Annotated in this window: 23 protein-coding genes; 8 read left to right on the forward strand and 15 right to left on the reverse strand. The window is 33.0% G+C overall.

The features are described 5' to 3' along the window. The 4 genes from HNQ90_RS16620 to HNQ90_RS16635 form a co-directional block, all read left to right on the forward strand. The coding region (locus HNQ90_RS16620; protein WP_183822382.1) for a T9SS type B sorting domain-containing protein at nt 1-3,334 on the forward strand (3,334 nt) is incomplete at its 5' end. A gap of 10 nt (nt 3,335-3,344) precedes the next feature. Beyond that, nucleotides 3,345-4,271 (forward strand): PorP/SprF family type IX secretion system membrane protein, encoded by a 927-nt coding sequence (locus tag HNQ90_RS16625; RefSeq protein ID WP_144118054.1) that lies wholly within the window; start codon nt 3,345-3,347, stop codon nt 4,269-4,271. A 43-nt stretch (nt 4,272-4,314) separates the two neighbouring features. Then, nucleotides 4,315-6,210: an OmpA family protein gene (locus HNQ90_RS16630; protein WP_144118055.1), complete on the forward strand. Its 1,896-nt coding sequence runs from the start codon at nt 4,315-4,317 to the stop codon at nt 6,208-6,210. A gap of 97 nt (nt 6,211-6,307) precedes the next feature. Continuing rightward, nucleotides 6,308-8,041, forward strand: coding sequence for an OmpA family protein (locus HNQ90_RS16635; protein ID WP_144118056.1), 1,734 nt, complete (start codon nt 6,308-6,310; stop codon nt 8,039-8,041). A 361-nt stretch (nt 8,042-8,402) separates the two neighbouring features. Here the strand turns inward: HNQ90_RS16635 and HNQ90_RS16640 are convergent, their stop codons facing one another. Together HNQ90_RS16640 and pdxH are read right to left on the reverse strand one after the other, a co-directional pair. Then, the gene (locus HNQ90_RS16640; protein WP_144118057.1) at nt 8,403-8,900 is read right to left on the reverse strand and encodes a CAP domain-containing protein; all 498 of its coding nucleotides are present in this window, start codon (nt 8,898-8,900) and stop codon (nt 8,403-8,405) included. A 165-nt stretch (nt 8,901-9,065) separates the two neighbouring features. After that, complete coding sequence (pdxH, locus tag HNQ90_RS16645) at nt 9,066-9,713, reverse strand: pyridoxamine 5'-phosphate oxidase (protein WP_144118058.1); 648 nt, start codon at nt 9,711-9,713, stop codon at nt 9,066-9,068. Nucleotides 9,714-9,841: 128 nt separating this feature from the next. Between pdxH and HNQ90_RS16650 the strand changes: the two genes are divergently transcribed. Beyond that, entirely contained in the window at nt 9,842-10,327 is a 486-nt protein-coding gene (locus HNQ90_RS16650) for a hypothetical protein (RefSeq protein ID WP_144118059.1), read from the forward strand. Here the strand turns inward: HNQ90_RS16650 and HNQ90_RS16655 are convergent. From HNQ90_RS16655 to rpsA, 7 genes are all read right to left on the reverse strand, one after another. Further along, entirely contained in the window at nt 10,324-11,229 is a 906-nt protein-coding gene (locus tag HNQ90_RS16655; RefSeq protein ID WP_144118060.1) for a ribonuclease Z, read from the reverse strand. The two genes, HNQ90_RS16650 and HNQ90_RS16655, sit on opposite strands and share 4 nt — an antisense overlap. Before the next feature lie 3 nt (nt 11,230-11,232). Next, the gene (locus tag HNQ90_RS16660) at nt 11,233-11,703 is read right to left on the reverse strand and encodes a DUF3291 domain-containing protein (RefSeq protein WP_144118061.1); all 471 of its coding nucleotides are present in this window, start codon (nt 11,701-11,703) and stop codon (nt 11,233-11,235) included. 1 nt (nt 11,704) lies between these two features. Then, on the reverse strand, nt 11,705-12,037 hold the full coding sequence (locus HNQ90_RS16665) for a ribonuclease Z (protein ID WP_144118062.1): 333 nt from the start codon (nt 12,035-12,037) through the stop codon (nt 11,705-11,707). Between the two features lie 3 nt (nt 12,038-12,040). Beyond that, nucleotides 12,041-12,970 (reverse strand): aspartate carbamoyltransferase catalytic subunit, encoded by a 930-nt coding sequence (locus tag HNQ90_RS16670; protein WP_144118063.1) that lies wholly within the window; start codon nt 12,968-12,970, stop codon nt 12,041-12,043. Between the two features lie 25 nt (nt 12,971-12,995). Then, entirely contained in the window at nt 12,996-13,340 is a 345-nt protein-coding gene (locus tag HNQ90_RS16675; RefSeq protein ID WP_144118064.1) for a hypothetical protein, read from the reverse strand. Nucleotides 13,341-13,394: 54 nt separating this feature from the next. Then, nucleotides 13,395-13,934, reverse strand: coding sequence for a bifunctional pyr operon transcriptional regulator/uracil phosphoribosyltransferase PyrR (gene pyrR, locus HNQ90_RS16680; protein ID WP_144118065.1), 540 nt, complete (start codon nt 13,932-13,934; stop codon nt 13,395-13,397). 398 nt (nt 13,935-14,332) lie between these two features. Further along, entirely contained in the window at nt 14,333-16,165 is a 1,833-nt protein-coding gene (gene rpsA / locus HNQ90_RS16685; RefSeq protein WP_144118066.1) for a 30S ribosomal protein S1, read from the reverse strand. Between the two features lie 348 nt (nt 16,166-16,513). Between rpsA and HNQ90_RS16690 the strand changes: the two genes are divergently transcribed. After that, nucleotides 16,514-16,891: a LysM peptidoglycan-binding domain-containing protein gene (locus tag HNQ90_RS16690; RefSeq protein WP_172625931.1), complete on the forward strand. Its 378-nt coding sequence runs from the start codon at nt 16,514-16,516 to the stop codon at nt 16,889-16,891. An 81-nt stretch (nt 16,892-16,972) separates the two neighbouring features. Here HNQ90_RS16690 and cmk read toward each other — a convergent pair whose 3' ends face one another. The 4 genes from cmk to lon form a co-directional block, all read right to left on the reverse strand. Then, complete coding sequence (cmk, locus tag HNQ90_RS16695; protein WP_144118068.1) at nt 16,973-17,668, reverse strand: (d)CMP kinase; 696 nt, start codon at nt 17,666-17,668, stop codon at nt 16,973-16,975. 144 nt (nt 17,669-17,812) lie between these two features. After that, entirely contained in the window at nt 17,813-18,832 is a 1,020-nt protein-coding gene (porQ, locus tag HNQ90_RS16700) for a type IX secretion system protein PorQ (protein WP_144118069.1), read from the reverse strand. A 76-nt stretch (nt 18,833-18,908) separates the two neighbouring features. Then, nucleotides 18,909-19,436 (reverse strand): LysM peptidoglycan-binding domain-containing protein, encoded by a 528-nt coding sequence (locus tag HNQ90_RS16705; protein WP_144118070.1) that lies wholly within the window; start codon nt 19,434-19,436, stop codon nt 18,909-18,911. Then, nucleotides 19,420-21,870: an endopeptidase La gene (gene lon, locus HNQ90_RS16710; protein WP_144118071.1), complete on the reverse strand. Its 2,451-nt coding sequence runs from the start codon at nt 21,868-21,870 to the stop codon at nt 19,420-19,422. Before lon ends, HNQ90_RS16705 begins: the two co-directional genes overlap by 17 nt. Before the next feature lie 246 nt (nt 21,871-22,116). Here lon and HNQ90_RS16715 point away from each other — a divergent pair, with 246 nt between their 5' ends. Then, nucleotides 22,117-22,941, forward strand: a complete 825-nt coding sequence (locus HNQ90_RS16715; RefSeq protein ID WP_144118072.1) for a hypothetical protein — start codon at nt 22,117-22,119, stop codon at nt 22,939-22,941. A 60-nt stretch (nt 22,942-23,001) separates the two neighbouring features. Here the strand turns inward: HNQ90_RS16715 and HNQ90_RS16720 are convergent, their stop codons facing one another. Further along, on the reverse strand, nt 23,002-23,652 hold the full coding sequence (locus HNQ90_RS16720; protein ID WP_144118073.1) for a rhomboid family intramembrane serine protease: 651 nt from the start codon (nt 23,650-23,652) through the stop codon (nt 23,002-23,004). A 61-nt stretch (nt 23,653-23,713) separates the two neighbouring features. On the opposite strand from HNQ90_RS16720, the gene HNQ90_RS16725 reads away from it, so the two are divergent. Continuing rightward, a complete protein-coding gene (locus HNQ90_RS16725; protein ID WP_144118074.1) occupies nt 23,714-24,598 on the forward strand; it encodes a lysophospholipid acyltransferase family protein in 885 nt (294 codons plus the stop codon). A gap of 225 nt (nt 24,599-24,823) precedes the next feature. On the opposite strand, the gene aroC is transcribed toward HNQ90_RS16725, so the two are convergent. Then, the gene (gene aroC, locus HNQ90_RS16730; protein WP_144118075.1) at nt 24,824-25,894 is read right to left on the reverse strand and encodes a chorismate synthase; all 1,071 of its coding nucleotides are present in this window, start codon (nt 25,892-25,894) and stop codon (nt 24,824-24,826) included. Nucleotides 25,895-25,952 lie beyond the last annotated feature (58 nt).

Genomic DNA, 25,952 nt, shown 5'->3' on the forward strand with positions numbered 1-25,952 from the left:
TATTACTCCGGTAGTTACTGAAAGTGCAAACCCTGAGTGTGAAGGTCAAAAAATATATACCTTCACCTATACTGATTGTGCTGGAAACGAAGCGGTTTATACCTACACATATAATATTGAACTTACAGCTTTTGTTTTACCAACTAATGGTATCATGATTATCGATAACATTGATGATGCTGTAGAGCCTACTCCACCAACAGTAAATGATAATTGTGGTAATCCTATCACGCCTTCTGAAGCTGTAAAATCTGAAACTCCAGATTGTCAAGGTTCGGTTATTTACACGTTTACGTATACCGATTGTGCTAATAACACAGCAGATTGGACATTCACATACACCATAGAATTAGCTCCTTTCACAGTGCCTGAAAATGAAACTTCTGGTGTAGAATGTATTTCTGAAGCTGTCGCTCCAACACCTCCAACAGTTAACGACGCTAATGGTAATGAAATAACACCAGTGATGACTCAAAGCACAGATCTTGCTTGTGAAGGAAACAAAACATTCACATTTACCTATACGGACTGTGCTGGTAATACGGATATTTGGGAATACACCTATGAAATTAATCTTACAGAATTACCTGTTGTTCCAACGAATGCAGGTTCTACCGTAAGCTGTCTTACTGATGCTATTTTACCAGACGCACCAGTAGTTTCTGATACATGTGGAAATGCAATTATTCCAACAGTTTCACAAAATCAAGATCCAAATTGTGAGGGTGACAAAATTTACACCTTTACGTATACAGACTGCGCTGGTAACGAATCAGTTTATGTATATACCTATACAATCGAAATACCAACCGCACCTGTAGTACCAGAAAATGCTAGTTCTACCGTAGAATGTCTTGCTAATGCAACTATTCCTGAAATATCTGAGGTATTTGATTCTTGTGGAAATGTGATTACTCCTGTAATTACAGAAAGTCCAGATCCAGACTGTGAAGGTCAAAAAGTATATACATTTACATATACAGATTGTGCCAATAACATTTCTGTTTTCACATATACTTATACTATTGATGTAATAAATGCACCAGTGGTTCCTGATAGCGACGGTTCTATTGTGGAGTGTATTGAAGATGCTACACAACCATCAATTCCAGATGTAACAGATCCGTGTGGAAACGATATTACACCTGTAATAACACAAAGTCCAAACCCAGATTGTGAAGGTGATAAAGTTTATACGTTCACGTTTACAGATTGTGCTGGTAACGAATCTGTTTACGTTTACACTTATACTATTCAAAAAACAGCTCCAGATGCACCTATTAACGAAAGTACTACTGTTGAATGTATTGAAGAAGCTTTACAACCAACAGCGCTTGTACTAACAGATGCTTGTGGAAATAACATAACTCCTGTTATAACTGAAAACGAAGATCCTGTTTGTGAAGGTGAAAAAATATACACCTTTACCTATACCGATTGTGCTGGAAATGAAATCGTTTATACATATACATACATTATTAAGGATAACACGCCTCCAGTAATTTCAATACCTGAGAGTGTAACCGCAGAATGTAGTGATGATTTTTCTCCGTTAACACTTGATGAAGCTACAGCTACAGATAATTGTGATCCTAATCCTATTATCACTTATAACGATGTAAGAACAAATGGTACATGCAGCGGTGTTTACACTATAGTTCGTACTTGGACAGCAACAGATGCTTGTGGTAACGCAACTAGTAAAGATCAAGTAATATCTATAGCAGATACTATTGCTCCAACATTCGATCAAGAAACACTACCTGGATCTATTGTTGTAGAATGTAATGATATTCCATTACCGGAAACTTTAACAGCTACAGATAATTGTGGAATTGCAGTTGTAACCGTTCAAGATGAAAGAATTGATGGAAACTGTCCTTACAACTATGTAATAAAACGTTCATATATTGCAACAGACGATTGCGGTGTAGCAAACATACATGTTCAGAATATAACAGTACAAGACACAACTCCTCCAGTTTTTGTTGAAGATTTACCAAGTCCGAATATTGTTGTAGAATGTGATGCCATTCCAGAAGCTATTATATTAACAGCTACAGATACTTGTGGTAATGCTACAGTAAGTGTAACTGATTCTAGAACTAACGGAAATTGTCCTAGCAACTATACCATAACACGTAGATGGGTAGCAACAGATGACTGCGGAATAACAACAACACACACTCAAAATATTATTGTACAAGATACTACTGCTCCAACGTTTGTGGATGCTTTACCAGAAAACATTACGGTAGAGTGTGATATGATACCAGAAGCATCTACAATAACAGCAATAGATAATTGTGGTGAGGCTAAAGTAACAGTAAGCGATGTTAGAACTGATGGTAATTGTCCATCTAATTATATAATTGCACGTACTTATTTAGCAACTGATGAATGTGGTTTAACAACGCCACATGTTCAAATTATAACAGTTCAAGATACCACTGCTCCAATTCCTACATCAGACTTTGAAGAAGTTCTTGATGTAAGTTGTACGGATATTCCAGAAGCACCAGAAATGACATTTTCCGATAATTGTTCTTCAAATGTTATCCAAGAATTTACTGAAACTAATACATTTGATGAAAGCGTAATAGCAGATTACCAAATTATAAGAACATGGACAGTAAGCGATGCTTGTGGTAATCAAGAAGTTTATACACAAACATTAAACGTAGCCCTAGATGAAATAATAAATGAGGTTGTTGCCGAAGATATTTGCTTTGATAATGGTGTTGTAAACTTAGATGGCTTTTTATCTAATGAAGTAACTGGCGGTTCTTGGGAGCTTATAGAAGGTAGCCCGGTAGCAACAATAAACGGAAGCATCTTCGATCCTACTAATTTAGACAGTGTTTATTCTGAAGAATTTAATCCTAATACCGAAGGTATTCAGTATATCTTAAGACACACAGGTTTCCAATCTGGATGTTTAAATATCACGGATGTAATCATGGTTGTAGATGCTAAATGTAGAGTATTACCTTGTGGTGAAAAAGACATTAGTATCTCTACAGCAATAACGCCAAACGGTGATAATTTCAATGAAACATTTGATATTGAAGGAATAACACTTTGTGGATTTGTTGCCGAAGTTAAAATATTTAACCGTTGGGGTGCATTAGTTTATGAATCTAATGAATATACCTTAGGAAGCGAAAGAGAAGGAAACGCTTTTGGTGTATTCGGAAAATGGAATGGATCATCAACCAAAGCATCATTTGGTAACAATGGAAAATTACCTAATGGAACTTATTATTATATCATTAATTTAAGAAATAGTGGATTGGACCCAATTACTGGTCCTGTATACTTAGGAACCAAATAAAACTTAACCTATGAAGTTTATTAAATTTAATATAATCGCTATTGTAATATTTAGCAGTACAATTGGAGTTGCACAACAACTACCCCAATTTACCCAGTACATGTACAACACTATTTCAATCAATCCAGCCTATGCAGGAAGTAGAGAAGTTTTAAGTGTTGTAGGTTTACATAGAAGTCAATGGGTTGGTTTTAAAGGCGGACCAATTACTCAAACCCTATCGGTGCATACGCCGCTAAGAAATGATAGAATTGGTTTAGGTTTATCTTTAATTGAAGATGATTTAGGCCCTCAAAATTTCACATATTTATATGGAGATTTTGCATACAATATCCCAACAGGAAGAAATGGTAAATTAGCTTTCGGTTTAAAAGCTGGATTTACACAATTTAGCTTCGATACTAATTTTAGACTAGATGAAGATAACCAAAATGATCCTTTAATATATGGAACTGAAGATAGATGGTCTCCAAATATTGGTGCTGGTGTATATTGGAGTACAAACCGTGTATACGCAAGTTTATCTGCCCCAAGAATATTAAATAATGGTAGTAACAATAACAGATCATTCGAAGCTTTAGATAATATAAGTTATTATTTTACTGCTGGTGGTGTTATTGATCTTACAAAAAGTATTAAATTTAAACCAGCTACTTTAATTAAAGCTACTAACGGAGCTCCTGTTTCATACGATTTAACTGCTAACTTCCTATTTAGCGAGAAATTTTGGATAGGTGGTTCATATAGAATCAACGAGAGAACAGCCGCTATAGGTGGCATTGTCGACTTTCAATTATCTAGACAATTACGTGTTGGTTATGCTTATGAGAAACCAACATCAGAAATTGCTGACTATACAACAGGAACACACGAAATTTTGCTTATGTATGAGTTTAAATTCTTAAGTTCTAAACTAAAATCACCAAGATATTTCTAATCCTAACTTATCTATGAACACTAAAAATTACATATTAGTTTGTATGGCTTTATTATTAAGCCTATCTCTGTTCCCTCAACAAAGAAAACAAAAGAGAGCAGACACTTTATTTAATAAATTTTCGTTTGTTAAAGCCGCAAAGCTTTACAGAGAACTTGTTCAAGATAACTACAATAGAAATTACGCTACAAGAAAACTTGCGGATAGTTACGCCCTTTTAAGAGACCCAAGAAATGCGTCTAGATATTATAAAAGTGCCGTAAAACAAAAAGATGTGCCTGTTGAATATTATTATAAATACGCACAATCGCTACGTGGTATGAAAAAATACGACGAATCTCAAATTTGGCTTCAACGCTATAAGGATTCGGGAGGTGTTGTAGATACCGATGATTTTTCAAAAGATCTTAATTTTATAACCAGTGTATTTGGAGCAAAACAACAATACTTTCTAGATCGTGTGCGCTTCAACTCAAAATATAGTGATTTTGGTGCTTTTGAGCATGATGGCTTAGTATACTTTGCCTCTTCTAGAGACGAAGGTGTAGCCATTAAGCGCTTATATGGCTGGGATGAACAACCTTTTTTAGATATTTATGTAACCAAAGCGGGTTCTAAAAGAAATGTAGATCACACCGCAAAATTAAAAGGTGATATTAACTCTATCTATCACGATGGTCCTGTTACTATTACTAAAGATGGTAAAACCATGTATTTTTCTAGAAACAACTTCAAAGACGATATTGAGCTGAAAGATAAAAACGGACTTACAAATATGAAAATCTATCGCGCTACAAAGGTGGATAGTTTATGGACAAACGTTGAGGACCTTTCCATAAATAGCGACGATTATTCAACACAACATGCTGCTTTAAATGTTGATGAAACAAAATTATATTTCACATCGGACAGACCAGGAACACATGGTGGATCGGATATTTGGACAGCCGATATTGCTCCAGATGGCTCTTTAGGAAATATTCAAAACCTGGGAGATGTTGTTAACACAGAAAAAGCAGAAGGATTCCCGTTTATAAATAATGAGGGCGTTTTGTTCTTCTCTTCTGATGGTCATACAGGTTTAGGTTTACTAGATATTTATGCTGCCATTAAAGGTGAAGACGAAGAAAGTATTGTCGATGTTATTAATCTAGGTGTTCCTGTAAATTCTAATAAGGATGATTTTGCTTTTTCTATGAATCAAAACGGAATTACTGGATATTTTGCTTCCAACCGCCAAGGTGGTAGAGGAAGTGACGATATTTATGCCTTTCATAGAGAACCTGCCCTACATGTAGAAGGCGTAGTAACAGATGCTATTAACACCTTCCCTATTGTTGGCGCCAAAATTACTTTGTTTGACGAGAACGATAATCAGATTGCCTTTATGGAAACTGATGACAACGGGTATTTCCAAATAAATATTGATAGAAACCAAGATTATAAAATTGTTGCGAATCAAGATAAATACATTGAAGATTATAGAGAATTTACTTCAAAAGATTTACAAACCGAATTAACTTCTATTGGTGCCAACTTATTACTTAACCCAGTTCAAGATGTTGTTAAACTTGCTGAAATAGATTTAAACACTATATACTTTAATTTCGATAGTCATATTATTAGAGCTGATGCTGAAGCACAATTAAATAAAATTGTAAGTCTAATGCAAAATGATTATCCGGAAATGGTAATCCGTATTGAATCGCATACCGATTCTAGAGGTACATTATCTTACAACGATAAACTTTCAATTGATAGAGCCAATAGCACTTACGAGTATTTAATTTCTAAAGGTATTGATCCTTCTAGAATTACAGAGCATCAAGGTTTTGGTGAGCGTAAGTTGACTAATGGTTGTCAAGATGGTCAAAAATGTGAAGAAAAACAGCATCAATTAAACAGACGTACACAATTTATAGTGGTAAAAATGGAATAGTTAATTTACCGCTATACCGATTAAATACTGCCAAACCATAAGTAAGTGTTTGGTAGTATATATTTTGAATATTTTTTTTAATTAAACAATACCCCAAATGAAATTAAAAAACTATATAGCAACAGTATTAATGCTGTCAATTACATTGTGCACTTATGCACAAAATGCGCAGCAACAAAAAGCCGATAACCTATTTAATAATTTTGCTTTTGTACAAGCCACAAATGCGTATCATAAATTAATAAACCAAGGTATTAATACAAACTATGCTACAAGACAATTAGCAGATAGCTATTCGTATTTAAGAAACCCAGATAGCGCGGTAATTTACTACGAAAAAGTTATTAAGCAAAATAACGTACCTACAGCCTACTACTATAATTACTCACAAGCCTTACGTGGTGTTGAAGACTACAAAACGTCTAGAACTTTAATGAAACAATTTAAAGACGCTGGTGGTGATATTGAAGAGGCACGTTATCTTAAAGATTCAGATTTTTTAAATGCTATTTTTAACGCAAAAAAACATTTTACGTTAAAAGATGTTAAGTTCAATTCTAAGTACAGCGATTTTGGTGCCTATAAACATGGTAATAAAATATATTTTACATCGGCTAGAGATAAAGGTGATATAAAAAAGCACATAAATGCATGGGATGAAGAACCTTTTCTTAATATTTATGCCATTAATGCAAACTCTAACGATACCCTTATTGGTAACAAAGCCAAATTAAAAGGTCGCGTGAATTCGGTTTATCATGATGGTCCGCTTACCATCACTAAAGATGGAAAAACTATGTATTTTTCTAGAACAGATTTTATAAAAAATGTTTTAGGTCGTAATGGTAATGGTATATCGAACCTTAAAATATATAAGGCTACCTTAGTAAATGGAAAATGGAAAAACATTGAAGAATTACCGTTTAACAGCAATCATTTTTCTAATGGACACCCTGCTTTAAGTGAGGATGAGACTAAACTATATTTCGCATCGGATAGATCTGGAGGACATGGTGGTTCAGATATTTATTATGTAGACATATATAATGGGACTTTCGGAAAACCTCAAAATCTTGGTGCTACAGTAAACACAAGTAAAAATGAAAAATTTCCATTTGTAAATAGGGAAGGCGCTCTTTTCTTTTCTTCTGATGGTCACCCAGGATTAGGTTTACTAGATATTTACGGAACTGTTGCAGATGAAAATAAAAATATCGTTAGCGTTATAAATTTAGGAACACCTGTTAATTCGAGTAAAGACGATTTTTCGTTTTTTATGAATGAAGATGGACTATCTGGTTATTTCGCGTCCAATAGAAAAGGTGGTGCTGGTAGCGACGATATTTATGCCTTTGAAAGAGTTTCTACATTAGAACTTGAAGAGACTAAAAATGAAACTGATTTAGAAATAGCAGAAGACAACACAATTTCTACAGCACCAAGTAATACTCTTAAAACAGAAAGTATAGAAGACGTTAGCTTCTCTCCTATTTACTTTAATTTTAATAGTGCTTCTATTAGAAATCAAGACAAAATAGCTTTGGATAATTTAGTAAATACTATGCTAGATGTATACCCAAATATGAGTATTGACATTGAATCGTTCTCTGATGCCAGAGGTACGGAGACTTATAATGATATGTTATCTCAAAAAAGAGCAACTAACGTTTATAACTATTTACTATCTAAAGGCGTACTAGCCTCGCGTATTACAAGTTATATGGGATACGGAGAGAAAAATTTAATAAACGACTGCAATAGTGCTAAAAAGTGTACTGAAGCACAGCACCAAGAAAATAGACGCACAGAATTTACTGTTCAAATGAATTAATTACACTTACAAATAGTTAAAATACCATTAAAGCCTAAATAGTTTTTATGGTTTTTTTATTCCATTGATTTGTTCGTTGCATTATAATTCAGTTTTAGTAACGTTTAAATAGGGACTATTTTAATTACCTCTGCCATTCTTTTTAAACAAAAGGAAGGTAATCCACTAAACAGTATATAAAACCCTGCTAAACTTTCCATAATTAATATATGAAACAAAAAAAACAGTAATAAAATGTACCTTATCTAATATTCAAGCAGAAAAAAACCTCTCAATAAATCGAGAGGTTTTTAGATTTGGGGCTATCAATCATAACCAGTTTAAAACATATTTAAGCTATTAAATTACTCTATTAAAAAGGTTATTTCTTTATAAAAATATTAGTGTAATACCATCTTCCTTCTGCATTCTTCTCTGCCGATACATCAAAATTGGTGTAGTCGCCTTCTAAATTATCTTTGTGTGCTTCACTTTTTAACCATGCTCTAACAACAGACTCGGCAGAACTGTATCCAAATGCTACATTCTCTGAAACATTTTTGGCTCCAGCATTAGCCTTTAAATATTCACTACGCGTAAAAAAGTTATGATGCGATACTTCTCCGCTGTCTACCATGTAATCTGTATGGCTGTAAGCTACAGATTTTACAATATTCATTTCTGATAAAGTATTTAAACCTAAAGACGATCTATGAGTATTAATAAGTTCTAAAATTTCAACTTCAATAGCTTTAGCCTCTTGTTGCACAAGACTCAATTCTATTGCTGAAGATTCGTTTTCATCGCTTTCTGTGCTACAAGAACTAAGCGTTAATAAAGCACATAAGACTACTACAGGTAATTTTGTAAATAACTTCATAGGTTAAGTTAATTAGATTTGGAGTTGTAAAATTAACCCTATACTATGAAATAATTGTTAATAAAATGTTAAAATCGATGAAAAACATGCATTTCATCGGTTTTTTATGTTTTTAATCGTTGAAACGCAATTTAAAAACTTAAAAACATGTACTTCATCGTTGATTTAAGGAGATAATCGATTTATCAACCAATTATAGTCCTCTTGAAGCTGATATCGAATACGATCATGAAGTCTGTTTGGACGCCCTTGCCAAAATTCAATTTCTACTGGTTTAACCATATAGCCGCCCCAATAATTTGGTCGCTCAATCTCTTTACCCGTATAATCTGTTTCTAAATCCTTCAGTTTATTTTCTAAAAATGCTCTATTAGGTGCAGGTTCACTTTGGTTTGACGCTATAGCTCCTAATTGACTACCTCGTGGTCTAGATTCAAAATAACCATCGCTTAAATTGGGTGCAATCTTTTCGGCTTTCCCCTTTATTATTATTTGCCGTTCTGCTCCATGCCAAAAAAAAGATAAACAGACATTAGGGTTAGCAGCAATAGCCTTACCTTTTTCACTATTATAATTGGTGTAAAATATAAACCCTTCGAAGGTGAATTTTTTAAGTAAAACTACCCTGTTTTTAGGAAAACCATCTAAACCTATAGTAGCTATAGTCATAGCATTAGTTTCATCTTCTGTAAAATGTTTATCTACATCATAAAACCACTTTTGAAATAATTCCATAGGGTTTTCTGGCACGTCATTTAATAACAGCTCGCCTTTTTCGTAAGATTTTCTATAATTACTTAAATCCTTTTCCATAGACTGCAAATTAAATCATTTTTAAAAAATCTAGTAAACATTTTTATATTTTTTAATATTCTCATTTATAAACAGTTGTTGTATGAAAAAAAAAGGTCGTGCATTTCAGCGTTTATAAGTGTTAAATTATGATAGAAACAAGCAATTTAATATGCTCTTGTTTGTCAAATTCAGTAATTTCGCAATCCCTAACTACAGTTATGACTATAGAAAAATATTCCTTTTTTAAAGCCTATAATTTTACCAAATTAGAAATGCCTTTTGGAAATTTTTATTTGTGTGATAAATTTTGCATTTCAGAACTAAATGAAGGTATTCATTTTGAATGGGAAAACATTGTAGAGGTTTTTGATAAAATTCAAAACTTTTATGGCGAAGGTGGCAAGTTCGCATATATTTCAAATAGAATAAACCACTACTCCATTGACCCAAGTAATTGGACAAAAATTGAGCAAAGTAATTTTTATCCTTTTGCTAGCGCAATTGTTATATATAACAACTCTAGTTATATGAATGCTTCAATAGAAAAAAAATTCACGAATATAAGTATTAAGCGTTGTATGTCTTTAAAGCAAGCTATAGACTGGGTAGAAAATTTAAAGGAGTTTAATTAAAATTGAAAAGTCTTACCGTCTTCTGCTAATTCTACCGTATCAAAAACAGTTTTAGCTTCATCTTTAAAAGGATTAATAGTGCCATATCGTGTAGAATAATGCCCTAATATTAAGGTGCCAATATTTGCCTGTTTTGCTATTAGTGCTGCCTCTTTAGCTGTAGAATGTTTTGTTTTAACCGCCAAATGAGCATGTTGATCTAAAAACGTAGATTCGTGGTATAATACATCCGTATCCTTTATGATAGGTACAATATCCTCTTTATACATGGTATCGCTACAAAAGGCATAACTTTTAGGTTTAGCCCCTGGTTTTGTTACGGTTTTGTGGTCTATCAAGATGCCATCTTCATTTTCAACATCAAACCCTTGCGTAAGCTTTCTATAGTATGCCACGTTTATATTGGCATCTTCAACCGCATTCATTTTTAGCTTACGTAACCCCTCCTTTTCCTTAAACAAATAACCATTAGTATAAATTCTGTGATTTAATGGAATGGTATGTACTTCAACCTTATCATCTTCATAAATTAACTCAGATTCTTTCGAGGTTAATTCATGAAAATACAGATTGTAGTTTGTCCAGGAATCGGCTAATTTCATTTGTAAAACCACAATTTCTTTTATGCCTTTGGGTCCATAAATATGTAAATCGGTTTCTCTTGTAAGTAGCCTAAACGTTGAAATTAACCCTACCAAACCAAAAAAATGATCGCCGTGTAAATGCGAAATAAAAATATGTTTAATACGGTTAAACTTAATTTTATGTTTTCGTAATTGTACTTGGGTACCCTCGCCACAATCAATTAAAAACATGTGGTTATTAATTTCTAAAACCTGAGATGTTGTATTATTTAAAGTTCGAGGCGTTGCACTATAACAACCTAAAATAGATAATTTCATAAGCTACAATTGCTTTTTATAAGTTAAGGCTTCGGCTAATGAAAATTTATTTTTAAAGCTAAACGCATACGGCGTATCCCCATATGTGTTTAAATAATCTAAACGGTGTTTAGCATCTTGAAAAGTAGGTTCGTAGCCTTTTGGCACATACCAAAACGCCATGTGCATCAGTTTCATTTTACTAAACCATTCTTTTTTTCGTTTAAAAACTTCTATATGTCCAGATTTATAAGTGTAGTTAAAAAGAGCATCTAAATTTTCCCAAACAGATAAGTTTATAATAATGGAATCATCTTTAAAAACGAAAATAGCTTCGTCTTTATCTTCATCCTTTAAACGCCAAATAAAGCCTTCAGAGGCATCTGCAATAGCATTCATTTTATCAACATTATTGACAAAATCTTGCATTATTGGATCGTCCATTGGTGCCAATCGTTTGGCTATATTTACTTCAGCTAGATGATAATGGTCCATGTTACAGCCCTAAATCCCGTTCCATAACCTCCATTTCAATAATATCGTGAGCTTCTAAAATAGTAGGTACAACTACCAATTCGTCTGGCACGGTGTCTATATCTATTTTATTGGATACTATAACGAAAGAGTGTTTTGCTGCCTTATGTGTATTAGATAAATCTAAAAATTCTACAATGTCATCTTTAGTAAGTTTATCTAAACTTGTTAAAGCCACAATTATATTATTGTTTTTATATTTAGGGTAAAGCGTTTGAAGCTTTTTAACCAACTCAATTAGCGAAACTTTTTCTTGAGTGATTATTACTGTATTTCCATCTTGATCGAAAATCATAATCTATTGTTTTATTTTAGAGGCCAACAAATAAATAACGGCCATTCTTACTGCAACACCATTTTGCACTTGGTCTAAGATAATAGATTGTTTTGAATCTGCAACATCGCTAGTAATTTCAACACCTCTATTTATTGGTCCTGGATGCATAATTGTTATTTCTTTATCTAAAGAATCTAGTAAATCTTTATTTACCCCATACTGTTGGGTATACTCTCTAGTTGAAGGGAAATAACTTATATCCATACGCTCGTTTTGCACACGTAGCATATTGGCAACATCGCACCAGTTTAAAGCCTTACGAAGGTTAGTTTCTACTTTTACACCAAGTTCATTTATATATTTAGGAATAAGTGTTTTTGGTCCGCAAACCATAACTTCTGCACCTTGCAATTGTAAAGCAAATATATTAGATAAGGCTACTCTACTATGTAAAATATCGCCTACTATAACCACCTTTTTACCTTTAACTTCACCCAATTTTTCGCGTATAGAATACGAATCTAGTAAGGCTTGTGTAGGATGTTCATGCGCGCCATCGCCAGCATTAATAATGCTTGCGTTAACATGTTTAGATAAAAATACACCAGCACCAGGGTTTGGGTGTCGCATAACAACCATATCTACTTTCATAGATAAGATATTGTTTACGGTATCAATTAAAGTTTCTCCTTTTTTTACAGACGATTGTGCAGACGAAAAATTAAGCACATCGGCCGATAATCGTTTTTCGGCAAGCTCAAAAGATAATTTTGTTCTTGTAGAGTTTTCAAAAAATAAATTGGCAATGGTAATATCTCTAAGCGATGGAACTTTTTTAATGGGCCTATTTATAACTTCTTTAAAATGATCGGCAGTTTCAAAAATAAGTTGGATATCTTTTTCTTTAAGATATTTAATTCCTAATAAGTGATTTACACTTAATTCGCTCATGGTATTTTATATTCAGTTGGCAGTATTAGTCTGCAGTTACACTCGATAATTTAAAATCTATATCTCTCTCTTTGTCGCCTCCCGTAAAATTGAGATGCACCGTTGCTTCCTTCAAAAAATCATATTGTTTCAATACGGGTAGCATACACTTAAATAATTTTTCGGCATTTTTACCATATGTAAAAAACCGTCCATGAGAGTCATCCAAAGCTATTTCATGCATATCATGATTACCTAATTCCAAAGGAATAACCCGCATTAATTTAGCATCTATTTCTTGAACAACCTCTAAGCTATCAAATTTTCCGAATTCTATAATTACAGAATCTTGCTTTTCAACTTGCTTAAAATTTAACTCATTAATTTTCAAAAGTTCCTTATTTATTTCAATCTTTCAGTGTACATATGCGCTCTACTATAAATCCTACTTTTCAATTAAGTAAACGGCATCTTCATTATCATGCTCCTTCCAATTTACTTTTACCTTCTCGTTATTAATAACATCTACCTGCCTACCTCTATAATTAGGTTGTATTGGTAAATGCCTACTAAAACGTCTATCAATTAATGTAAGAAGTTCAATTTCGTTAGGGCGCCCAAACGATTGAATTGCTGTTAAAGCAGCTCTTATACTTCGTCCGGTATACAAAACATCGTCAATAAACACAATGTTTTTATCCTCAACTATAAAATTTATTTTGGTTTTATTGGCTTCTAGTGTTTTGTCTCCTCTGCGAAAATCATCTCTAAAAAAAGTAATATCTAAATGACCCAATTTAATATCTTTAACCTTATAATCTTCGCTCAAAATTTTAGCTAATCTATTGGCTAAAAATACACCACGAGGCTGTAAACCAATAAGTACGGTGTTAGAAAAGTCGTTGTGTTTTTCAATAAGTTGACAAGCCAATCGGTGAAGAATGATGTTTACCTCTTTTGCGTTAAGTAAAACTTTTTGACTCATATTGTATCCAAACGTATTTGGAGAACAAATATAATGCAAAAAGTTAGAAGTAAAAACCAATACTACTATCTTTATTTGGGCGCACCCAAAAAAGGGTCGGGCTATCCGTTGCAAATCCTCGCTCCTCCTGCGTCGGGCTTTGGGCTTTCCTCTACTATCCCTTGCGCACTAACTACATAAGCAAAACGTAAAGTATAAAACTTGTTTACCACAATTAGCTTTTAAAAATAAAACAAATACGACTGTGAAGACTTTAGAGCTGTTTGTGTAATACGTTAAAAAATTATAACACAGAAGCCATCTATAAATAATAAGCAATAAAAAAAGCCTCTCGAAAATCGAGAAGCTTTTTAATATAGATTAATGAGATTCCTTTTTTCAAAGGATTTTTTCACGGATTACTTTTTTCCGTCCATTTTATCTTTAAGAGCTTGTAAAGCATCATTAGCATCACCTAAAGTTGGTTTTGCTTCGGCAGCTTGAGAAGCTTGCTTTTTAACAGCAGCTTTTACGTTAGCCATTTCTTCAGCTTTAAAAATTGCAGTATGCGAAGCAACTACTCTTTTAAACTCTTTGTTAAATTCAATAATTTTGAATTCTGTTTCTTCACCTTTATTAAGTTTAGAACCATCTTCTTTCTCTAAATGACGAGAAGGTACAAATGCAACGATATCTTCGTTAAAATCTATAGTAGCACCTTTATCAACCATTTCAGTAATAGCTGCCTTATGTACAGTACCTAAAGCGAATTCAGTTTCATACTTATCCCAAGGGTTATCAGTAGTTTGTTTATGACCTAAACTTAATTTACGTCCTTCAACGTCTAATTCAAGTACAACAACATCTAACTTATCACCTACAGCACAGAACTCAGATGGATGCTTAATTTTCTTAGTCCAAGATAAATCAGAGATATAAATTAATCCGTCAATTCCTTCTTCTAATTCAACAAAAACACCAAAGTTTGTAAAGTTACGTACAATACCTGTATGCTTAGAACCTAATGGGTATTTAGTAGTAATATCAGTCCATGGATCTGGAGTTAATTGCTTAATACCAAGAGACATTTTACGATCTTCTCTATCTAAAGTTAAGATTACTGCATCAACTTCATCACCAACAGTAACGAAATCTTGAGCAGAACGTAAATGTGTAGACCAAGACATTTCAGAAACGTGAATTAATCCTTCAACACCATCAGCAACTTCAATAAATGCACCGTAATCTGCGATTACAACAACTTTACCTTTTACTTTATCACCAACTTTAACCTCTTCTGCAAGAGCTTCCCATGGGTGTTTAGATAATTGTTTAAGACCTAATTGGATTCTAGATTTGTTTTCATCAAAATCAAGAATTACAACATTTAATTTTTGATCTAACTCAACAATCTCATTTGGATGGTTAATTCTAGACCAAGATAAATCTGTAATGTGAACTAATCCGTCAACACCACCAAGATCAATAAATACACCGTAAGAAGTAATATTTTTAACAATACCTTCTAATACTTGACCTTTTTCTAATTGACCAATAATTTCTTTCTTTTGTTCTTCAATATCAGCTTCAATAAGCGCTTTATGAGAAACTACTACGTTTTTGAATTCGTGGTTGATTTTCACAACTTTAAATTCCATAGTTTTGTTTACGTACTGGTCGTAATCTCTAATTGGTTTAACGTCAATTTGAGAACCTGGTAAAAATGCTTCAATTCCAAAAACATCTACAATCATACCACCTTTAGTTCTACACTTAACAAAACCGTTAACGATTTCACCAGTTTCGTGTGCTTTATTTACACGATCCCAAGCCTTAATTACACGAGCTTTTCTGTGAGATAATATTAATTGTCCTGTTGCATCTTCACGCACATCAATTAATACTTCTACTTTGTCTCCTACTTTTAAGTCTGGATTGTAACGAAATTCGTTTAAAGAAATAACACCTTCAGATTTTGCATTGATGTCAATAATAGCATCTCTATCAGAAATGTGTACTACTGTACCTTCAACAACTTCATCATCTAAAGTGTCAACGAAATTTTCAGCTACTAATTTTTCAAATTCTTTAAGTTGTAAATCATCAACTTCATCAATACCTTCTTGGTAATTGTGCCAGTTAAATTCTTTTAAAAACTTTTCAGGATTTGCTTTTGCTTCAGATACCACTGGAGCTTCTACCGCTGGAGCTTCTGTTGCTTCAACTTCAGTTTGTTTTGCTTTATCAGCCATTTAATTAATTTCTGCGATACTTTATAAGATATTCCGTGTTTTCGAAATTACCTTTTACCGCGTTTGTATTCTGTTATGTTTCAGGGATTTTAAGCGAATAACACACAGAAGTGTTATATTATTTTTAAATTTCATTCCTTTTATTATCCTGACGATTCGCTAAAAGGAGTGCAAAAATACATAATATTGATATAAATACCTAAAAATGAACAAATAAAATAGATGTGACTAATTAATAAAGGTGGTGTCTTAATTTTAGAACAATTACTTAGAAACATTTAATTAAATGCATTGAATATTTTAGTATATTGTTCACTACAATTATTTACAAATTAATATTACTAAATCATGGTGAAAGCAAAGTATCAAGACGTTTTAAACTTAGGTGAAGCGTTAAATATCCAAAACGGAGATGTATCTGAAGAGAATGGCGTTCTTAAAATAAAAGGAACTGCAAATACACAATATGAAAAAAATGTTCTTTGGGACAAAATTAAAGAAATTGGCGGTGAAAACCCAACTGATATTATGGCTAACATATCTGTAGCCGATGAAAGTGTTTTTGCTAGACATACTGTTAAAAGCGGAGAAACTTTAGGTAAAATTGCTAAACAATATTATGGTAGCGCATCAAAATATCAAGCTATTTTTAAGGCTAATTCTGATATTTTAAAGAATCCTGATGTTATTCATCCAGACCAAGAATTAATTATTCCTAACTTATAGGAAGACATTATTTATAAAACAAAAAAGCGAATCTTATACAAGATTCGCTTTTTTATTTGCCTATATTTAAATGACAAATGCTTACTCACCATCTTCAATTGTCATTTTAGCTAATTGAAGTATTTTATTGAATTGTTCATCTAGTGTCATGTGAGAATTATCAATTTCGATAGCATCTTTTGCTTTTACTAAAGGCGAATCTTCTCGATTTGAATCCATATAATCGCGTTCTTGAACATTTTTTAGCACATCTTTATATTCAACATCATCACCACGTTCAATTAATTCTTGATAGCGACGCTCTGCCCTAGTTTCGGCTGATGCTGTCATAAACAACTTAAGTTCTGCTTCTGGAAATACAACCGTACCAATATCTCTACCATCCATTACAACACCTTTATCTTGTCCCATTTCCTGTTGTTGTTCAACTAGTTTTCGTCTAACTTCCGATATGGAAGCTACTTTGCTTACAAAACTGGAAACCTCCAGGGTTCTAATTTGCTTTTCAATATTTATAGTATTTAAATACACTTCGGCAAACCCTAAAGCATCGTTAAATTTAAAATTGATTTTAATATTTGGTAACTGATAAATTAAAGCTTCCGAATTAAAATCGGTAGCGCTAATTAATCCGTTTTCCATAGCATAAAAAGTTACCGCTCTATACATAGCTCCGGTATCTACATAAATGTAACTTAAATGTTTTGCTAATTGTTTTGCTACGGTGCTTTTACCAGTTGATGAAAACCCATCGATAGCTATGGTTATTTTATTCATTTATCTATAAAGTTTGAAAGTGCCTAAAGTACTTAAAATGCCTAAAGTGGAAAAATACTAATCACTTTAATTATCCTCAGATGGGTAAAGTATTTTATTTATTTGAGTAAAACTGAATACTGCAACTGTAAACTAAAAACTTTTTTACTGTAAATCTATTTGTAAACCAAAGAAATTTGAGTTTCCTGCACTTGTATATTTGGCGTGTGTATAGCTAAATCTCATTTTATTCATTTTTATGGAAAGGCCTGCAGAGAGTCCGGAAAAATTACGCTCATCAACAATTCTTAGCTCCTCGCCTCTTCTAAAATTATATCCTAAACGAATATTAAATCCACTTTCCGGGAATAATTCTGCACCAACAATAGTATGTCGTATTACTTGACCAAGAAAACCAATTTTCTCTGAGGTTTGATTTCCAGATAAATCACTTGTTGATCGTGCTGGATTAGATGTTGCAATGGGCCACTGTTGTAAATTTTCTAAAGTAACGTGCCAGCGTATAGGAACATGTTCTAGTTTTTGAGACATTCCAAAAGCGACTTCAAAAGGTAAACGCTCATTTAAATCGGCATATGTTGTAATTTGGGTTCCTAAATTACGGATTACCAATGCCGCATTAAAATCTAAATATTCATTTATATAAATAAGACCCACATCAATAGCAGCACCAAAAGAACTATATTGTTCTAATTTTGATGTAATTATTTTCGCATTTGCACCAATATAAAAGTCTGAATAGCCTATTTGTGTAGCATAACCAAAGGATAACGCGGTTTCATTTCCCGAAAACGTTCCTGTTGAGTTGCCTTCTTCATCGTAACCATCAAAAGAACCATAATTAACATAAGTAATTCCTGTATGAAAGGTTTGTGTGCGTCTATCAACAGTATAAGCATAAGAAGCTGTTCCGTAACCAATACCGCCTAAATAACTCGTGTAATTTAAGGCCAATTGATTATCCATTTCTGCATTAATGGTAGCCGGATTAAAAAGACCTTGTGTAACATCGTAATCCACATTTGTTAAAACCTTACCTCCTAAAGCAGCTTGACGTGGCGACGATACCAAATTAAGAAATTGGTATGTAGCTTCACCTCCAATTTGTCCAAAGGAGAGTGCCGTTATAGTTAAAAAACAAAATGTGGTAATTTTTCTTAGCATATTTTCGACACAAAGTAAATGAATCTATACTAAAACGTCGGTATCTATAATTTATTTTTTTTAAGTAAAATTAAATCTACTTTAAAAATAATTTTTGTCCGATAGCTAATTTATTGCTTTTTAAACCATTTAAGCGCTTTAAAGCATCTACGCTAACACCTGTTTTTATTGATATTCCGTAAAGGGTATTTCCGCTTGCAACTACCCAAACATCAGCTTCTTCGCCTTCTTTTACATCTGTGAAATTTCTAACACGAAGTTTTTGTCCCTCACTAATAACAGAAGATTTTAATTTGTTAGCTTGCTTTAATTTACTTGCTGTAAGTCCGTATTGTTTAGCTACAACATCTAAAGTTTCTCCTTGTTGAACAACATGATAATTCAATCTTTCAATTGAATTATCGTTGTCATTTCTTCTAGCATTTACAATAGAATCGTTTCCTTTTGAATCTTTAAAAATAAATTCGCCAGTGGCTAAATTTAATTTTGCTTCTTTTCCATTATGAAGCACATCTTTATAAACCACTTTACCTTGCGCGTGTAACCCTAAATTACACACAAAAGCGATTATAAAAACAAATGCTGCCTTATAATTTTTTTGCATTTTGAACTTTTTGTTTAGTGACAGCAATATCAATAACTTGGCTCATTTCAGTTACATAATGAAACGTTAAACCCTTTAAATACTCTGGTTTAATTTCTTCGATATCGCGTCTGTTATCTTCACACAATAATATTTCTTTAATACGCGCACGCTTTGCCGCTAGTATTTTTTCCTTAATTCCACCAACTGGTAATACTTTACCACGCAAAGTAATTTCTCCAGTCATGGCTAAACTTTTCTTAACTTTCTTCTGTGTGAATAGTGACACTAAAGAAGTTAACATGGTTACACCTGCACTAGGGCCATCTTTTGGAGTTGCTCCTTCTGGTACGTGAATATGCACATTATATTTTTCGAAAACACTAATATCTATTCCAAAACTATCTGCATTAGATTTTATGTATTCCATAGCTATGGTAGCAGATTCTTTCATGACCTTACCCAAGTTACCAGTAATAGACATAGCGCCTTTGCCTTTAGAAAGTATAGACTCTATAAACAAAATATCGCCACCAACACGGGTCCATGCTAAACCAGTTACTACACCAGCAACATTATTATTTTCGTACTTATCCCGCTCCATTTTCGGGCCGCCTAATATTTTAATAATATCTTCGTTAGATACTTTTATGTTATAATCTTCTTCCATAGCAATATTTTTAGCTGCATAACGCACCATTTTTGCTACTTGCTTTTCAAGACCACGTACACCAGACTCGCGTGTATACCCTTCAACAATTTTTTCTAATTGTGGTTTTCCTATTTTTAAATGCGCATCGGTTAAACCATGCTCCTTTAATTGTTTTGGTAATAAATGACGCTTGGCAATTTCTACCTTTTCTTCAATGGTATAACCCGTTACATTTATAATCTCCATTCTATCGCGTAATGCAGGCTGAATGGTAGATAAACTATTAGAAGTCGCTATAAACATCACTTTAGATAGGTCGTAGCCCATTTCTAAAAAGTTATCGTAAAACTCACTGTTTTGTTCTGGATCTAAAACCTCTAACATTGCTGAAGAAGGATCGCCTTGATGTGAATTTGATAATTTATCAATTTCATCTAAAACAAACACAGGGTTTGATGTTCCTGCCTTTTTTAAACTTTGAATAATACGCCCTGGCATAGCACCAATATAGGTTTTTCTATGACCACGAATTTCTGCCTCGTCACGTAAACCACCTAACGAAATACGCACATACTCTCGTCCTAAAGCCTCGGCAATAGATTTACCAAGGGATGTTTTACCAACACCTGGAGGTCCGTAAAGGCACAGTATTGGCGACTTCATATCATTACGAAGTTTTAAAACAGCCAAATATTCTATAATTCTTTGTTTTACATCTTCTAAACCAAAATGATCCCTATCAAGAATTTTCATGGCGCGTTTTAAATCGAATTTATCTTTACTAAACTCGTTCCATGGTAAATCTAAAAACAACTCCAAATAATTTCTTTGAATAGAGTATTCTGCAACCTGCGGATTCATGCGTTGCATTTTAGCAATTTCTTTTTCAAAATGCTTAGCAACTTTTTCGTCCCATTTTTTTGATTTGGCTTTGACACGCATTTCTTCTAACTCACCATCATGACTAACGCCACCCAATTCTTCTTGAATGGTTTTCATTTGTTGGTGTAAGAAGTACTCTCGTTGTTGTTGGCTCATATCCATTTGAACTTTAGATTGAATATCATTCTTAAGTTCTAATTTCTGAAACTCAACATTCATATACTTTAAGGTTGTTAAAGCACGTGTTTTTAGCTCATCAATTTCTAAAAGCTCTTGTTTCTCATCGACCGTTAAATTCATGTTTGAAGACACAAAATTGACTAGAAATGAATTGCTTTCAATGTTTTTTATAGCAAAAGAAGCCTCACTAGGAATGTTTGGGCTTTCTTTAATAATCTCTAAAGCTAAATCTTTTATAGAGTCTATTATTGCAGTAAACTCCTTGTTCTTTTTTGCTGGTTTAGCTTCTTGAATATCTCTTATTGTAGCCGTCATGTACGGCTCTTCAGTAAGTACTTCGGCAACTTTAAAACGTTTTTTACCTTGAATAATAACGGTAACGTTACCATCAGGCATTTTTAAAACTCTTAAAATTCTAGCTACAGTTCCTGTTTCATGAATGTCCTTAGCTCCAGGTTTTTCAACCGATTCGTCTTTTTGCGCCACAACACCAATAACTTTTCCGCCTTTATTAGCATCGTTTATTAGTTTTATTGAGGCATCTCTACCTGCCGTAATAGGGATAACTACACCAGGGAATAACACCGTATTTCTTAAGGATAAAATAGGTAATGTTTCTGGTAGCTCTTCGTTATTGATTGCTTCTTCGTCCTCGGGTGTCATTAAAGGAATTAATTCTGAGTTCTCATCAAACTCCTGTAGTGACAAACTGTCAAGGGTTGTAAATTTAGATTTTTTCATATATATTTTTAGGTCAATCTGTCATTAAATACAGATTAATCATTTTTTAAATTTTTAATAATTACAGTAAAATACTGAATTTTAGATGTTTTCATTATAAAAAACATGCATATCTATATTATAATTTCAATAGCTATGCCAATTATGAAATGAAATATAATAAATTACGTTCTCTTTTTTAATTTGATTATAATTTTTGTAAGATAATTATACTAATTTAGACCCTTAAAATTTATAAATAGTATTATGATAAAATTAAAACAAATCCTACTTTTTGCGTTATGCATTTCTTTTTTTGCTTGTAGTTCTGAATCTTCAAATAGTGACGAAGAAGAAAATCAAGAAGAAACTACAGACAATACATTAGTAAAACAAATAGTTTACTATAAAAGTACAGCTGATGAATTTACCCAAACTTTTAACTATGATGGTAATAAATTAAATAGTATATCAGATAATGACGGTTATGAAACTAAAATTACATATTCAGATAACAAAGTAACAAGAATTGATAATTATGAAGATAATGAATTATTGGAGTACTTTACTGTATCTTATAATTCGGAGGGAAACCTAACTAGTTATATCAATTATTTATTTGATATTGATGGTGATGATATAGCTTATAACCAAATCTTAACTTATAATAATGACAATACTGTTGATGTGGAAGTACTACGTGGTAATTTCTCTTCTCAAACAGAGCCGATAGGAACAACAACTTACACAATATCAAATTCAAACATCACCAAGTTATCTTATGATGATATTACGGATAATGAAACATATGAGTTTGATAACAAAAAGGGTATTTTCAACAATATTTTAGGTTTTGAAGTTATCAACTTTATTAATATTAATAGTGAATTTGGTTTTGATATTTATGGAGGAAGCAACAATGTTACTAAAATAAATGACGAACAGGATGGCTGGCCTACAAACTCTGAAAGATTTGAATACACTTATAATGAAAACGGATATCCTGTAAGTTCAGAAAATTATTATAATGATGATATTTCCAATCCTAATGAAGAAGAACTTCTTGGAACCATAGAATATAACTACGAATAAAATATTTCCTATTTTACAAAACACAAAAGCCAATTCAATTACTGAATTGGCTTTTTTACTTTATATCTTCCCTAACTTCTTTAAAACGAACAAAAGCGCAATAGGAAGCGCGAGTAAAACAATCATGAGTAAATTAGTTTCAAACAACCAAGGCGACAACAACAAGGTTATTACATAACCACCAATGGCTCCACCAAAATGGGCATCGTGACCAATGTTTCCTATTTTGTTTTTCATGCCATAAATAGAATACAGCAAGTAACCAATACCAAATAAATACGCTGGTATTGGAATAGGAATAAAAAACATATAAAGGCTCATTCCGGGTTGTAAAAGTATCGCTGAATAAATAATACCACTTACTGCTCCACTAGCGCCTACTGCACTGTAATGGTATTCATTTTTATGAAAATAAAAAGACAATAAACTCCCTACCATAAGGCTTCCTAAATAAACCAGAAGAAATTGAATGGAACTTAAATTAGATATAACCACATCCGCAAAAAAGTATAAAGACACCATATTAAACAGCAGGTGTTGGGTATCGGCGTGTAAAAACCCAGAACTAAACATTCGTATCTGTTCACCACGTTGAACTGGACCAACTTGAAACTTATACTTCTCGAAAAAACCAAAATCATTAAATCCCTTATACGAGATTATAACATTTGCTGCAATAATTACTATGGTTACAATACTTAAATTACCCATAAGGTCTAAACGTTTATTCTTAAATTAATATATATTTGCGCTACAAATCTAAAACTTATTCATGCAATTTCTAGTTTATATTCTGGTTTATCCACTTTTATGGATAATATCTATACTACCATTTAGAATATTGTATTTTTTATCTGATGGTTTTTATGTTTTAGTGTATTACATAATTGGTTACCGAAAAAAAGTGGTTTATGATAATATAAAGCTTGCTTTTCCCGATAAAACAGAACAAGATATTTTAAAAATAAGAAAACGTTTTTATCATCATTTATGCGATATGATGTTTGAGGCTATTAAATCTATCACGATTTCGGAGGCTGAAATGCAAAAACGCTATGTGTTTACAAATGTAGAAGAAATACATAAACTTGAAGAAGAGCAACGCAGTATTGTTTTATTTATGGGACATTATGCCAGTTGGGAATGGATATTTATTTTACAAACCCACATAAACCATAAAGGCTATGCGGTTTATAAAAGATTAGCTAACAGATATTTTGATGCACTTGTTAAACGTATTCGTGCAAAATATAATAGCTATTTAATTACCACTAAAGAAACCTTTCCTACATTAATAAAAGCTAAAAGAGCTAATGAATTAACCTTAAATGGTTTTGTTTTCGACCAATCGCCAAAGCTTCATAAAGCCTTATATTGGCAAGACTTTATGGGCGTAGAAGTGCCTGTGCATGTTGGAGCCGAAATACTGGCGAAGCGTTTAGGTATGGTTACGCTGTTTTTAAAGGTTAAAAAAGTTAAACGTGGTTACTACGAAGCTAGTTTTACAGATATTATAAGAGACGCCAAAGACCACAAAGATTTTGAGCTTACAGATTTATATCTTAAACGTGTTGAAGCTCAAATTCATGAAGCTCCAGAATATTATTTCTGGACGCATAAACGTTGGAAACATATGGGTAAGAAACCTCAAAAATAATTTTTAGAAAAGATTAAAATCTAATTTCCAAAAATGTATTTAAAGCTCGAGTTAAGCACCTACTCTAGCAGATGGTTTAGCCCCGATTGAAACGGCATCCTTTTTTGTGAAGCTATTGAAAGACAAACCTAACGCTAATTAAGCATTATCTAAATATGTAGAGTTCCCGAAACAAGTTCGAGACTGCTTCACAGAAAAGATATAGTGGAAAGCGGGAAATAGCTTCTAAACCTGATAATTATACAGTTTGTTTATTAAATAAAAATCGGCTAAAACTAGTGCTGCCATAGCTTCTACAATAGGTACAGCTCTTGGCACTACACAAGGATCGTGACGCCCTTTACCTTGCATCTCGACAGTGTTACCAGCTTTATCGATGGTTTCGTATTTCTGGATTAGCGTTGCTACAGGTTTAAAAGCGACATTAAAATAGATATCCATACCGTTGCTTATACCGCCTTGAACGCCTCCTGAATAGTTGGTTTTTGTTGTTCCATCGTTATTGAAAGCATCGTTATGGTCGCTACCATACATGGTGCTGCCATGAAAACCACTACCATACTCAAAGCCTTTTACGGCGTTTATAGACAACATGGCTTTACCTAATTGGGCGTGTAATTTATCGAACACTGGTTCGCCTAAACCTACTGGTACATTTTTAATTATACAGCTTACAATACCACCAACGGTATCGCCTTTGGCGCGAACTTCTTTAATATATGTTTCCATTTTTGCCGCCATATCTTGGTCTGGGCAACGCACAATATTAGATTCTACTTGTGTAAGGTCTATATCGTTATATGGTGTATCTAATTTCATGGTACCAACGCCAGAAACGTAGGCTTTAATTTCGATACCTTTTAACATTTGCTTTGCAATGGCACCGGCTACAACACGACATGCGGTTTCGCGCGCAGAACTACGTCCGCCACCACGATAATCGCGTACACCGTACTTTTTATCGTAAGTATAATCGGCATGACTTGGTCTGTAACTATCCTTAATATGCGAGTAATCGTGAGATTTTTGGTTGGTGTTTTCTATAACAAAACCAATAGAAGTTCCTGTGGTTACGCCCTCAAAAATACCCGAATGAAATTTTACAGTATCTGGTTCTTTACGTTGCGTAACGATAGCAGATTGCCCTGGTTTTCTTCGATTTAATTCGTTTTGAATTTCATCTAAATCTAATTTAATTCCGGATGGACATCCATCAATAACACCACCTAAAGCAGGTCCGTGAGATTCTCCATAAGTTGTTAAATTAAATAGTTTTCCGAAGGAATTACCAGCCATAATTTCAATTTTTGGCTAAGTTAAATCTATTCTTATAAATACGAAAATGAAATCGTAT

The sequence above is a fragment of the Algibacter amylolyticus genome (assembly GCF_014202225.1).
Classification (GTDB): domain Bacteria; phylum Bacteroidota; class Bacteroidia; order Flavobacteriales; family Flavobacteriaceae; genus Algibacter_B; species Algibacter_B amylolyticus.